Genomic DNA, 12,854 nt, shown 5'->3' on the forward strand with positions numbered 1-12,854 from the left:
CTATCAAATGGCACGTTTCTTCCGTCGTCGTAAATTCTGCCGCTTCACCGCTGAAGACGTGAAAGAGATCGATTACAAAGATCTCAACACTCTGAAAGCTTATGTATCCGAGACCGGCAAAATCGTTCCAAGCCGCATCACCGGTACCAAAGCACGTTATCAGCGTCAGCTGGCCACCGCTATCAAGCGCGCCCGCTTCCTGGCCCTGCTGGCCTACACCGACAGCCACGGCCGCTGAGATCGGGCAGTCGACACGTAGCAAAGGATTGAATGCATGCGAGCCATAGCTGAGTTCATCATGCGCGGCCGTATGCAGGCCACTCTGGTAGTGGCTGGATGCGCGGCATTGCCGTTGTTGTATTGGTTGGGTGCTGCCGCTGGATGCTTTGTGCTCCTGCGGCGCGGATTGAAGGACGCCTCGAGCGTTCTTGCTCTGGGACTGCTGCCGGCATTGATCTGGTGGCTTTACGCCGATGACCCACGCTCACTTCTGGTGTTGCTGGGGTCTTGGAGCCTTGCGTTGGTTTTGCGCGCAAGTGAGTCCTGGAACCGCGTGCTGCTGGTCAGCATAGCGATGGGAGTGGTGTTTGCAGTGGTGCTGGGGACAGTTTTTGCTCCCCAAATCGAGATGCTGGCGCAGGCTTTGATAAAAGTCATGCCGTCGCTACTCGGTGATGTCTACCAGAAGTTGTCGGTAGACGAGCAAGCGCATTTTGCGTCCCTGATTGCACCGGTCCTGACCGGCCTGATTGCGGCCTTGTTGCAAATCGTCAGTGTGCTGAGCCTGATTGTCGGGCGCTACTGGCAGGCGTTGTTGTACAACCCGGGTGGTTTTGGTCGCGAGTTTCGCGCCATCCGATTCCCGCTTCTACCAGCGATGTTGCTGCTGGCGTGCATGCTTCTGGGACCGAACATCGGTCCACAGATGGCCATGTTGACGCCGTTGTGCAGCGTACCGCTGGTGTTCGCCGGGCTGGCCCTGATTCACGGGCTGGTGGCGCAGAAGCGACTGGCCAGGTTCTGGCTGGTGGGGTTGTACGTCACGCTGTTGCTGTTCATGCAGCTGATCTATCCGTTGCTGGTGGTCTTGGCCATCGTCGACAGCCTGATTGATTTTCGCGGTCGTTCGGCGCCGAAAGACGCCGATAGCGCGAACGGTGAAGGTTAAAAGTTAAGAGGATTTTCACATGCAACTGATCCTTCTGGAAAAAGTCACCAACCTGGGCAACCTGGGTGACAAAGTGAACGTTAAGGCTGGTTACGGCCGTAACTACCTGCTGCCTTACGGCAAAGCTACCGCTGCGACCGCTGCCAACCTGGCTGCGTTCGAAGAGCGTCGCGCTGAGCTGGAAAAAGCCGCAGCAGACCGTAAAACTTCGGCTGAAAGCCGTGCCGCCCAACTGGCTGAGCTGGAAGTGACTATCACTGCCACTGCTGGTGACGAAGGCAAGCTGTTCGGTTCGATCGGTACTCACGACATCGCTGATGCACTGACCGCCTCTGGCGTTGAAGTCGCAAAAAGCGAAGTTCGTCTGCCGAACGGCACCATCCGCAACGTAGGCGAATTCGACGTAGCCGTGCACCTGCACGCCGAAGTTGAAGCCACCGTACGCGTTGTCGTGGTAGCAGCTTAAGCAGCACTTGTCGGCTGGCACCCTCGGGTGCTTGCCGGTAACATCGGGCACGATCCTGTTTACAGGTCGTGCCCTTTGTCTTTCTGAAATCCCTGCTTTTCTTAAATAAACCAAGTGGCCATGAACGATATCTCCGCTCCCGAGCAATACGATCTGCAAACCGCTTCCCTGAAGGTGCCTCCGCATTCCATCGAGGCCGAACAGGCCGTGCTCGGTGGTCTGATGCTGGACAACAACGCCTGGGAACGCGTGCTCGATCAAGTCTCCGACGGCGATTTCTATCGGCATGACCACCGTCTGATCTTCCGCGCGATCGCCAAGCTCGCCGACCAGAACTCGCCGATCGACGTCGTGACCCTTGCCGAGCAATTGGACAAGGAAGGTCAGACCTCGCAGGTCGGCGGCCTTGGTTACCTGGGTGAGCTGGCGAAAAACACGCCGTCCGTCGCCAACATCAAGGCCTATGCGCAGATCGTTCGCGCACGAGCAACGTTGCGGCAGTTGATCGGCATCGCCACCGAAATCGCCGACAGCGCCTTCAACCCGGAAGGCCGCTCGGCTGAAGAAATTCTCGACGAAGCCGAACGCCAGATATTCCAGATCGCCGAGGCCCGGCCAAAAACCGGCGGCCCGGTGAGCGTGAATGACCTGTTGACCAAGGCCATCGACCGGATCGATACACTGTTCAACACTGACAACGCGATTACGGGCCTCTCCACCGGTTATACCGATCTCGACGGCATGACCAGCGGCTTGCAGCCGTCCGACCTGATCATCGTCGCCGGCCGTCCATCCATGGGTAAAACCACCTTTGCGATGAACCTGGTGGAAAACGCTGTATTACGCAGCGACAAGTGCGTACTGGTCTACTCGCTCGAAATGCCAGGCGAATCGCTGATCATGCGTATGCTGTCGTCCCTTGGCCGGATCGATCAGACCAAAGTTCGTGCCGGTCGCCTCGACGACGACGATTGGCCGCGCCTGACCTCGGCGGTCAACTTGCTCAACGATCGCAAGCTGTTCATCGACGATACGGCTGGTATCAGCCCCTCGGAAATGCGAGCGCGGACTCGGCGTCTGGTGCGTGAGCACGGCGATGTCGGCCTGATCATGATCGACTACCTGCAATTGATGCAGATCCCGGGTTCGAGCGGCGACAACCGGACCAACGAGATTTCTGAAATCTCCCGTTCCTTGAAGGCCCTGGCCAAGGAATTCAACTGCCCGGTGGTGGCGCTGTCCCAGCTCAACCGCTCCCTGGAGCAACGTCCGAATAAACGCCCGATCAACTCCGACTTGCGGGAATCCGGAGCGATCGAGCAGGATGCTGACGTGATCATGTTCGTGTACCGGGACGAGGTTTACCACCCGGAAACCGAGCACAAAGGCATCGCCGAGATCATCATCGGCAAGCAGCGGAACGGTCCGATCGGTACGTCACGACTGGCGTTCATCGGTAAGTACACCCGCTTCGAAAACCTGGCGCCGGGCAGCTACAACTTCGACGACGAGTAAGTTGCCGAGAGTCGCAATTTCCGACCATAGCCGTCGGAATTGGTTATTTTTTGTGCTATATTCCGCGCCCGCGATTTTTCATCTCAACACCGGTCATCGTCATGCAAACAGCCAAGCCGTTATTTGACTATCCCAAGTACTGGGCCGAATGTTTCGGCCCAGCGCCATTCCTGCCGATGAGCAGGGAGGAGATGGATCAGCTTGGCTGGGATTCCTGCGACATCATCATCGTCACCGGTGATGCGTACGTTGACCATCCGTCGTTCGGCATGGCGATTATCGGCCGGCTGCTGGAGTCGCAAGGCTTTCGCGTCGGGATCATCGCTCAGCCAAACTGGCAGTCCAAAGACGACTTCATGAAGCTCGGTGAGCCGAACCTGTTCTTCGGCGTCGCGGCCGGCAACATGGACTCGATGATCAACCGTTACACCGCCGACAAAAAAATCCGTTCCGATGACGCCTACACCCCCGGTGGCCTGGCGGGCAAACGTCCGGACCGCGCGAGCCTGGTTTACAGCCAGCGCTGCAAGGAAGCCTACAAGAACGTGCCGATCGTTCTTGGCGGCATCGAAGCTTCCCTGCGCCGCATCGCCCACTACGATTACTGGCAGGACCGGGTGCGCAACTCGATCCTGATCGACGCCTGCGCCGACATCCTGCTCTACGGCAACGCCGAGCGTGCGATCGTCGAAGTCGCCCAACGCCTGTCCTACGGTCACAAGATCGAAGACATCACCGACGTTCGTGGTACCGCATTCATCCGTCGCGATACGCCGAAAGACTGGTACGAAGTGGATTCCACGCGCATCGACCGTCCGGGCAAGATCGACAAGATCATCAACCCGTACGTGAACACCCAGGACACTGCGGCTTGCACCATCGAGCAGGAAAAAGGTCCGGTTGAAGACCCGAGCGAAGCCAAAGTCGTGCAGATCCTGGCCAGCCCACGGATGACCCGCGACAAGACCGTGATTCGTCTGCCGTCGGTTGAGAAAGTCCGTGGCGACGCGGTGCTTTATGCCCACGCCAACCGCGTGCTTCACCTGGAAACCAACCCGGGCAACGCCCGTGCACTGGTTCAGAAGCACGGCGAAGTCGACGTCTGGTTCAACCCGCCGCCGATTCCGATGACCACCGAAGAAATGGACTACGTGTTCGGCATGCCCTATGCGCGCATTCCGCACCCGGCGTACGGCAAGGAAAAGATCCCTGCCTACGACATGATCCGTTTCTCGGTGAACATCATGCGTGGCTGCTTCGGTGGCTGCACCTTCTGCTCGATCACCGAGCACGAAGGCCGGATCATCCAGAACCGTTCCGAAGAGTCGATCATTCGCGAAATCGAAGAGATCCGCGACAAGGTCCCAGGCTTTACCGGCGTCATTTCCGACCTCGGCGGCCCGACCGCGAACATGTACCGCATCGCCTGCAAAACCCCGGAAATCGAATCCGCGTGTCGCAAGCCTTCGTGCGTGTTCCCTGGCATATGCCCGAACCTGAACACTGACCACTCGTCGCTGATTCAGCTGTATCGCAGCGCCCGTGCCTTGCCGGGTGTGAAGAAGATCCTGATTGCCTCCGGCCTGCGTTACGACCTCGCAGTCGAGTCGCCGGAATACGTCAAAGAGCTGGTGACCCACCACGTTGGTGGTTACCTGAAGATCGCCCCGGAACATACCGAGGAAGGTCCGCTCAACCAGATGATGAAGCCGGGCATTGGCAGCTATGACAAGTTCAAGCGCATGTTCGAGAAGTACTCCAAGGAAGCCGGGAAAGAGCAGTACCTGATTCCGTACTTCATCGCCGCGCACCCGGGCACCACCGACGAAGATATGATGAACCTGGCCTTGTGGCTCAAGGGCAACGGCTTCCGTGCAGACCAGGTACAGGCGTTCTACCCGTCGCCAATGGCCACCGCCACCGCGATGTACCACTCGGGCAAGAACCCGCTGCGTAAGGTCACTTACAAGAGCGACGCCGTGACCATCGTCAAGAGCGAAGAGCAGCGTCGTCTGCACAAGGCGTTCTTGCGTTATCACGACCCGAAAGGCTGGCCGATGCTGCGTGAAGCGCTGACCCGCATGGGCCGCGCCGACCTGATCGGGCCGGGCAAGAATCAGTTGATCCCGCTGCACCAGCCGGCGACCGACAGCTACCAGAGCGCCCGTCGCAAGAACTCGACGCCGGCTGGCAGCCATAAAGTGGCAGGCGAGAAGACCACCAAGATCCTGACCCAGCACACTGGCTTGCCACCGCGCGCCAGCGATGGCGCTAACCCGTGGGACAAACGTGAACAGGCCAAGGCTGCGGCGTTCGCCCGCAACCAGCAAGCCGCCAAGGACCGCAAGGACGCGGCCAAAGGCAAAGGGCCCAAGCCTGCGCGTAAGCCGGTAGTGCCGCGCTAAGCCACGTTTGAGTTGAACAGAACGCCAACCTTCGGGTTGGCGTTTTGCGTTTCTGGCAGAGTAAAAGCCTGTATCAAAGTGAGCAGGTGGTTGTGGCAACTGGCCTCATCGCGAGCAAGCTCGCTCCCACAGTGATCGTTGTTGGTTGTAAATTGTCGGGGCGCCCCGGACAAATGTGGGAGCGAGCTTGCTCGCGATGAGGCCAGCGCGGCCGCTGAAAATCCCGCCTGACAGCCCCCGGTCGCAACATTTCCGTGCAACTCCCCCTAACCAAATTCCCGCATCGCCCGATTTTGGTGCTGTACTGCCTCAAGCAACCGGAGAAAGCGCCAGCGCTGCGCGATGGCATAAGTCTTGCGCGCTTTCCAATACGCTTAAGGCTCGCAGGAGGCACGCCGTGTCGATACATGTCGCATTGCACCACGTCACGCATTACCGCTACGACCGCGCCGTCGAGCTCGGTCCGCAGATCGTTCGTCTGCGCCCGGCGGCCCACAGTCGCACGCGGATACTTTCTTACGCGCTGAAAGTCTCTCCCGAGCAGCACTTCATCAACTGGCAGCAGGATCCGCAGGGCAATTACCTGGCGCGGTTGGTGTTCCCGGAGAAAACCGATGAGCTGCGAATCGAAGTCGACCTGCTGGCGGAGATGGCGGTCTTCAATCCGTTCGACTTCTTCCTTGAGCCCTACGCCGAAAAGATCCCTTTCGATTACGCCGTGGATGAGCGCAAAGAGCTGGCGCCGTACCTGGAAACCTTGCCCCTGACGCCAAAGTTCAAGGCTTACCTGGACGGTATCGACCGCACGCCTCTGCCCAGCGTCGATTTCCTCGTCGCGCTCAATCAGCGCCTGAGCGAAGACATCGGCTACCTGATCCGCATGGAGCCAGGTGTACAAACCCCCGAACACACCTTGGAACATGCCTCCGGTTCTTGCCGCGACTCCGCGTGGTTGCTGGTGCAACTGCTGCGCAACCTCGGTCTGGCGGCGCGTTTCGTCTCCGGTTACCTGATCCAGCTCACCGCCGATGTCAAAAGCCTCGACGGCCCGTCGGGCACTGACGTGGACTTCACCGACCTGCACGCCTGGTGCGAGGTCTATTTGCCCGGTGCTGGCTGGATCGGCCTGGACGCGACGTCAGGGCTGTTTGCCGGTGAAGGACACATTCCGTTGGCCTGTAGCCCCGATCCGGGCTCTGCTGCACCGATCAGTGGCTTGGTTGAACCGTGCGAGTGCGAATTCACCCACGAAATGTCTGTGGAGCGGATTTGGGAAGCGCCGCGGGTGACAAAGCCCTACACCGAAGACCAGTGGCTGGCGATCCAGGCCTTGGGTCGGCAGATTGATGCCGACCTGCTCGAGGGTGACGTACGCCTGACCATGGGCGGCGAACCGACGTTTGTGTCCATCGACGATCCGGACGGCGCCGAATGGAACACCGCTGCGCTCGGGCCGGACAAGCGGCGTCTGTCCGCCGAATTGTTCCAGCGCATGCGTAAGCACTACGCGCCAAAGGGACTGGTGCACTTCGGTCAGGGCAAGTGGTACCCCGGCGAGCAATTGCCGCGCTGGTCACTGAACTGTTATTGGCGCCGCGACGATGTGCCGATCTGGCACAACAGCGCGCTGATTGCCGATGAGCAGCAAGACTACGGGGCCAATGGCGAGTTGGCCGGGCGTTTTCTGGCCAGCGTCGCCGAACGCCTTAAAATTCCGACGCGTTTTGTGTTCCCGGCCTACGAAGACAATTTCTATTACCTCTGGCGCGAAGGCGCTTTGCCGCAGAACGTCAGCGCCGAAGACTCACGTCTTGAAGAGCCTTTGGAGCGTGCGCGCCTGCGCAAAGTCTTCAGCCAGGGCCTGGACAAGGTCATCGGTCAGGTCCTGCCGCTGGCGCGCACCGCCAAGGGTGATCAGTGGCAAAGCGGCCGCTGGTATCTGCGCGATGAGCATTGTCGGTTGGTGCCAGGGGATTCGCCGCTGGGCTATCGCTTGCCGCTCGGCTCGCAGCCTTGGGTGAAAGCGGCGGAGTACCCGTTCATTCATCCTGTGGACCCGAATCAGGATTTCCCCGCACTGCCCGACACTGCGCAACTTCAGAGCCAAGGCGAGTCTGCGGTTGCTGATGAACGCACGCCAAAGATCGACGAATCCGCCGACTGGCTGACGCGCACGGCGTTCTGCGCGGAAGCACGAGAAGGGCGGTTGTACTTGTTTATGCCGCCGCTGGAGCGGGTCGAGGACTACCTGGGACTGGTCAGCGCCATCGAAGCCACTGCCGAGGAATTGCATTGCCCGGTGTTGCTGGAAGGCTATGAGCCGCCGAGCGATCCGCGCCTGAGCAACTTCCGCATCACGCCCGACCCGGGTGTGATCGAGGTCAACGTGCAGCCGTCTGCCACGTGGGATGAACTGGTCGAGCGCACCGAATTTCTTTACGAAGAAGCGCGCCAGACCCGACTCACCACCGAGAAATTCATGATCGATGGCCGGCATACCGGCACCGGCGGCGGTAACCATTTCGTACTGGGAGGCGCGACACCGGCTGACTCACCGTTTCTACGCCGCCCCGATCTGCTGCGCAGCCTGATCAGCTACTGGCATAACCATCCGTCCTTGTCCTACCTGTTTTCGGGATTATTCATCGGCCCGACGTCTCAGGCACCACGGGTCGACGAAGCACGCAACGATGCGTTGTATGAACTGGAAATCGCCTTCGCCCAGATGCCTGAGCCGGGTGAGGAGTGTGCGCCGTGGTTGGTGGATCGGCTGCTGCGCAACCTACTGATCGACGTGACCGGCAACACCCATCGTGCCGAATTTTGCATCGACAAACTGTATTCACCGGACGGTGCTACCGGTCGCCTTGGATTGCTCGAATTGCGCGCGTTTGAAATGCCGCCCCATGCGCGCATGAGCCTGGCTCAGCAATTGTTGCTGCGGGCGCTGGTAGCTCGGTTCTGGCGCGAGCCTTATGCGCCACCAAAACTGGCGCGCTGGGGCACTGAGCTGCACGATCGTTTCCTGTTGCCGCACTTCATCGAACAGGATTTCGCCGACGTTATCGTCGACCTTAATGCCGCCGGTTATCCGGTGCGGGCCGAGTGGTTTGCGGCGCATCTGGAGTTTCGCTTCCCCAAGGTCGGCGATTACGCGGTCAGCGGCATAGAACTGCAATTGCGCCAGGCGCTGGAGCCTTGGCATGTGCTGGGAGAGGAGGGCGCGGTCGGCGGCACGGTGCGTTACGTGGATTCGTCGCTTGAACGCTTGCAGGTCAAACTCACTGGCCTGCCACCACAGCGTTACGTGCTGACCTGCAACGGCATTGCGGTGCCATTGCAACCCACCGGACGGGTTGGCGAGTTTGTGGCTGGTGTACGATTTCGTGCCTGGCAACCGGCCAACTGCCTGCAACCGACCATCCCGGTCCATGCGCCGCTGGTGTTCGACCTGCTCGACACCTGGATGCAGCGCTCGCTGGGTGGGTGTCAGTACCACGTTGCCCATCCGGGCGGACGCAACTACGACAGCTTGCCGGTGAACGCCAATGAGGCGGAGAGCCGCCGAATGGCGCGTTTCTTCCGCATCGGACATACGCCGGGGAAACTTCCTATACCCAATATGGAAATTAACGACGAGCTACCGATGACTCTCGATTTACGACGTTTCTAAACCGTACGCGACGCTCGGATTTTTCGTATATCCGGGCGTCATGAGCCTGCGTTAGTCTGACCGTTCTTTGCTGTCTGCCGAGCTTTCCATGCCTGACCTGCTTGACCGCTACCCGCTGACGGCGGGCACCTATCACGAACTGCTCGACGACAGCGGCGCAGTGCGTCCGCATTGGCGTCGGTTGTTCGACCAATTGCAGCGCAGCACGCCAACACAATTGGTGCAGCGTCAGGCGCTGCTGACCCGGCAGATCCAGGAAAACGGCGTGACCTATAACGTCTACGCCGATCCCAAGGGGGCCGATCGGCCGTGGGAGCTCGATCTGCTACCGCACGTGATTGCTGCTGATGAATGGCAGCAGTTATCGGCCGGGATCGCCCAACGGTCACGCTTGCTCAATGCTGTGTTGGCAGATTTATACGGGCCGCAGCGGTTGATCGCCGAGGGGCTGCTACCGGCTGAACTGGTTTTCGGTCACAACAATTTCCTCTGGCCCTGTCAGGGCATCACGCCGCCCGACGGGGCTTTTCTGCATCTGTATGCCGTGGATCTGGCGCGTACGCCTGACGGTCGCTGGTGGGTCACGGCGGACCGGACTCAAGCGCCGTCCGGTGCCGGTTACGCCTTGGAAAACCGTACCATTGTGTCCCGGGCCTTTCCCGAGCTGTACCGCGACTTGAAAGTGCAGCACCTGGCCGGGTTCTTCCGCACGCTTCAGGAAACCCTGGCTCGCCAGGCACCGAGTGATGACGAAGCGCCGCTGATCGTGCTGCTGACACCGGGGCGTTTCAACGAAAGCTATTTCGAACACCTCTATCTGGCGCGCCAGCTTGGTTATCCGCTGGTAGAGGGCGGCGACCTGACGGTGCGCGACGCTACGGTCTACCTAAAAACCCTGAGTGGATTGCGCCGGGTCCACGCGATCATGCGTCGGCTCGACGATGACTTCTGCGACCCGCTTGAGCTGCGCACCGATTCGGCCCTTGGCGTGCCGGGGTTACTGGAGGCGGTACGCCAAGGGCGAGTGCTGGTGGCCAATGCCCTCGGCAGCGGTGTGCTGGAGTCGCCGGGATTGTTGGGTTTCCTGCCGAGGATCAATCAATTCCTGTTCGGCGAAGAATTGATCCTGCCCTCCATCGCAACCTGGTGGTGCGGTGAAGCGCCAGTGCTGGCTCAGGCCCTGGAAAAATTGCCGGAGTTGTTGATCAAACCGGCTTTTCCGTCACAGAGCTTCGCTCCGGTATTTGGCCGTGATTTGAGTGAAAAACAGCGTGAGGAACTGGCCGAGCGCATGCGGGCTCGGCCTTATGCCTATGTCGCGCAAGAATTGGCCCAGCTCTCTCAAGCCCCGATCTGGCAGGCTGAAGAGGGTCATCTGCAATCCCGGGCCATCGGCATGCGCGTGTACGCAGTGGCCAGCCGTGATGGCTATCGGGTGCTGCCCGGCGGCCTCACCCGCGTTGCCGCCGAAGCTGACGCCGAAGTGGTGTCAATGCAGCGCGGTGGCGCGAGCAAAGACACCTGGGTGTTGGGTGATCGCCCGCCGAGCGGTGAGCAATGGAAAACCCAGCGCACGATCGGTGTGCACGACCTGGTGAGACGCGATCCGTATCTGCCGTCGCGGGTGGTGGAAAATCTGTTCTGGTTCGGGCGCTACTGCGAGCGCTGTGATGACAGTGCCCGGTTATTGCGGATCATGCTGGCGCGTTACGTCGATGGCGATGACCCGCAAGCTCTGGAGGCGGCGGTCGACCTGGGCGAACGGTTGATGTTGTTGCCCGATGAAGGCGAGTTGCCGGAGCGTTTACTGGCGGCATTGCTCGGCGATGACTGGCCTTTCAGCCTGCGCTCCAACCTGCAACGTCTGCAGTGGGCGGCCTCGCAAGTGCGCGGCAAGCTCTCGCGGGAAAACTGGCAGGCGCTGGTGGAATTGCAACGCGAGGCAATGGAGCTGGAAACCGAAGAGCCGGATTTCGGCGAATTGCTGGATTTCCTCAACCGTCTGGTGATGTCCCTGGCGGCGTTATCCGGTTTCGCCCTCGACGACATGACCCGGGACGAAGGCTGGCGCTTCCTGATGATCGGCCGCCGGATCGAACGTCTGCAATTTCTCAGCGCCAGCCTGGCGGCATTTCTGCGCGGTGCCGGTGCTTTCGATCAGGCCGGACTGGAATGGCTGCTGGAGCTGGGCAACAGCAGCATCACTTACCGATCGCGGTATCTGGCAGTGGCGCAACTGATTCCGGTGCTCGACCTGTTGCTGCTCGACGAGCAGAACCCCCACGCCGTGTTGTTCCAGTTGAAACTGGTGACTCGAACCTTGAAACGCTTGAATGATGACTTCGGTGTGCCTCGTGAAGCGGGGTTGCCGCAGTTGGTGGAACGCTTGGCACAGTTCGATCTGGGATGCCTGGAAAACCCGCTGTTCGGCGCAGCCAGCGTTCGGGCGGCCATTGAGGGGTTGGCCGAGCTGTTGCAAGAAATCGCCGACGCCAGCGGGCAAGTGTCGGACCGACTGGCCTTGCGCCATTTCGCCCACGTCGATGACGTCAGCCAGCGCACGGTGTCCGTCTGATGAGCGCCCACTACCAGATTCTCCACGACACCCATTATCACTACGACAGCCCGGTCTCTCTGGCTCAGCAGCTCGCGCACCTGTGGCCGCGAGCGTGTGCCTGGCAGCGCTGCACCGAGCAGCAACTGCAGATCAGTCCCGACCCGACATCACGCCGCGATGAACTGGATGTGTTCGGCAATCCGCTGACCCGGTTGGCGTTCGAGCGGCCGCACGATGAATTGCTGGTCAATGCCCGGCTCACCGTCGAAGTGCTGGCCCGGCCGGCGCTGGATTTCAATCAATCCCCCGCGTGGGAAGAAACCCGCAACGCGCTGACCTACAGCAGTCAGCCGCTTTCCCCGCAATTGCTGGAAGCGTGTCGTTACCGGTTCGAATCGCCCTACGTGCATTTGAAGCGCAACTTCGTCGAGTTTTCCGAAAGCTGTTTCCCATCGGGTCGGCCGCTGCTGTTGGGTGTTCAGGCGCTGATGGAGAAGATCTTCAGCGAATTCACCTTCGACGCTGAAGCGACCCAAGTGGCGACGCCGCTGGTGGAGGTACTGGAGCGCCGGCGCGGTGTTTGTCAGGACTTCGCTCACCTGATGCTCGCCTGCGTACGCTCCCGTGGGTTGGCGGCGCGGTACATCAGTGGCTACCTGCTGACCCAGCCACCACCGGGCCAGCCGCGACTGATCGGCGCCGATGCGTCTCATGCCTGGGTTTCAGTGTTCTGCCCGGTGCTCGGTTGGGTGGATTTCGACCCGACCAACAACGTGCAGCCGGCGCTGGAACACATCACTTTGGCCTGGGGCCGGGATTTTTCTGATGTCTCGCCGTTGCGTGGGGTGATTTTGGGCGGCGGCAACCATGACCCGGAAGTCCGCGTCACCGTGATGCCATTGGAGTAATACAGAACCCATGTGGGAGCGAGCTTGCTCGCGATGGCGGTCTGACTGTCACATTTATATTGGATGTCCAGCCGTTATCGCGAGCAAGCTCGCTCCCACAGGGGAATGTGCCAATAGTTTTGTGAGATGGAAGGTATTTCAGATTGGCCTGTGAGGGTCAGC

At 60.2% G+C, this 12,854-nt stretch carries 8 protein-coding genes; all 8 read left to right on the forward strand.

The window, feature by feature from the left end:
- Window positions 1-7: 7 nt before the first annotated feature.
- The 8 genes from rpsR to ACYZT7_RS03685 all read left to right on the forward strand — a co-directional run bounded on the left by rpsR (window position 8) and on the right by ACYZT7_RS03685 (window position 12,692).
- A complete protein-coding gene (rpsR, locus tag ACYZT7_RS03650) occupies window positions 8-238 on the forward strand; it encodes a 30S ribosomal protein S18 (protein WP_002551829.1) in 231 nt (76 codons plus the stop codon).
- 36 nt (window positions 239-274) lie between these two features.
- Entirely contained in the window at window positions 275-1,168 is an 894-nt protein-coding gene (locus tag ACYZT7_RS03655) for a hypothetical protein (protein WP_461976519.1), read from the forward strand.
- A gap of 19 nt (window positions 1,169-1,187) precedes the next feature.
- Window positions 1,188-1,634, forward strand: a complete 447-nt coding sequence (rplI, locus tag ACYZT7_RS03660; protein ID WP_003197251.1) for a 50S ribosomal protein L9 — start codon at window positions 1,188-1,190, stop codon at window positions 1,632-1,634.
- A gap of 120 nt (window positions 1,635-1,754) precedes the next feature.
- Window positions 1,755-3,149 (forward strand): replicative DNA helicase, encoded by a 1,395-nt coding sequence (gene dnaB, locus ACYZT7_RS03665; protein ID WP_282376703.1) that lies wholly within the window; start codon window positions 1,755-1,757, stop codon window positions 3,147-3,149.
- A gap of 101 nt (window positions 3,150-3,250) precedes the next feature.
- Window positions 3,251-5,554 (forward strand): YgiQ family radical SAM protein, encoded by a 2,304-nt coding sequence (locus ACYZT7_RS03670; RefSeq protein WP_462039982.1) that lies wholly within the window; start codon window positions 3,251-3,253, stop codon window positions 5,552-5,554.
- A gap of 397 nt (window positions 5,555-5,951) precedes the next feature.
- The gene (locus ACYZT7_RS03675; protein WP_462039983.1) at window positions 5,952-9,227 is read left to right on the forward strand and encodes a transglutaminase family protein; all 3,276 of its coding nucleotides are present in this window, start codon (window positions 5,952-5,954) and stop codon (window positions 9,225-9,227) included.
- Window positions 9,228-9,315: 88 nt separating this feature from the next.
- On the forward strand, window positions 9,316-11,802 hold the full coding sequence (locus tag ACYZT7_RS03680) for a circularly permuted type 2 ATP-grasp protein (RefSeq protein ID WP_462039984.1): 2,487 nt from the start codon (window positions 9,316-9,318) through the stop codon (window positions 11,800-11,802).
- The gene (locus ACYZT7_RS03685; protein ID WP_462039985.1) at window positions 11,802-12,692 is read left to right on the forward strand and encodes a transglutaminase family protein; all 891 of its coding nucleotides are present in this window, start codon (window positions 11,802-11,804) and stop codon (window positions 12,690-12,692) included. Before ACYZT7_RS03680 ends, ACYZT7_RS03685 begins: the two co-directional genes overlap by 1 nt.
- Window positions 12,693-12,854: the final 162 nt, after the last annotated feature.

It is taken from the genome of Pseudomonas sp. RT4P38 (genome assembly GCF_054897765.1).

Coding starts and splice junctions, on each gene's coding strand:
- ACYZT7_RS03655 (WP_461976519.1), top strand. CDS start 275: ATGCGAGCCATAGCTGAGTTCATCATGCGCGGCCGTATGCAGGCCACT.
- rpsR (WP_002551829.1), top strand. CDS start 8: ATGGCACGTTTCTTCCGTCGTCGTAAATTCTGCCGCTTCACCGCTGAA.
- ACYZT7_RS03670 (WP_462039982.1), top strand. CDS start 3,251: ATGCAAACAGCCAAGCCGTTATTTGACTATCCCAAGTACTGGGCCGAA.
- ACYZT7_RS03680 (WP_462039984.1), top strand. CDS start 9,316: ATGCCTGACCTGCTTGACCGCTACCCGCTGACGGCGGGCACCTATCAC.
- rplI (WP_003197251.1), top strand. CDS start 1,188: ATGCAACTGATCCTTCTGGAAAAAGTCACCAACCTGGGCAACCTGGGT.
- dnaB (WP_282376703.1), top strand. CDS start 1,755: ATGAACGATATCTCCGCTCCCGAGCAATACGATCTGCAAACCGCTTCC.
- ACYZT7_RS03685 (WP_462039985.1), top strand. CDS start 11,802: ATGAGCGCCCACTACCAGATTCTCCACGACACCCATTATCACTACGAC.